The sequence below is a fragment of the Virgibacillus carmonensis genome, assembly GCF_057836705.1.
In genome coordinates this window covers 1-623 of the sequence record NZ_JBYQFJ010000233.1, presented here as the reverse complement: position 1 = coordinate 623, position 623 = coordinate 1, and the positions used below count along the sequence as shown (strand labels likewise).

The window sequence follows — 623 nt, the reverse complement described above, 5'->3', positions numbered from 1 at the left end:
GGATTATGATGGCGACCAAATCTCGTCCACACAATAGAGATGAGGTTTACCAATGGATTGAGCATTTACAACAGAATCCTGATGATGATGAGGTCAAAGAAAAGGTTGTTCTGACCTATAAAGATCTTGTAGAATCTATTGCACGTAAGTATTCGAAAAACAGCAGTATACATGAGGATCTTGCACAGGTTGGAATGATTGGATTATTGGCAGCTATTAGAAGGTTTGATGCTAGCTATGGTAAATCATTTGAATCATTTGCAATACCAACGATAATCGGGGAAATCAAACGATTTATTCGAGATAAAACATGGAGTGTTCACGTCCCAAGACGAATTAAGGAGCTTGGGCCAAAAATTAAAAAAGCTATTGATGAATTAACCATTTCAGATCAAAAGTCACCTACAGTACGTGAAATTGCTGCACATCTTGACGTATCCGAGGAAGATATTTTAGAGACGATGGAAATGGGAAAAAGCTATAAAGCCCTGTCCGTCGACCGAAAAGTTGAAGCAGATTCTGATGGGAGTACGGTAGCAATTCTTGACTTAGTGGGTAATGATGAGAATGGTTATGAGAATGTAGACCAGAAACTGTTACTCGAGAAGATTTTGCCGATCCTG

The 623-nt window shown here is 39.0% G+C and carries 1 protein-coding gene; it reads left to right on the top strand.

The genetic code is table 11. The features are described 5' to 3' along the window. Positions 1-8 precede the first annotated feature (8 nt). The coding region (sigB, locus tag AC3G7N_RS21570; RefSeq protein ID WP_489424183.1) for an RNA polymerase sigma factor SigB at positions 9-623 on the top strand (615 nt) is incomplete at its 3' end.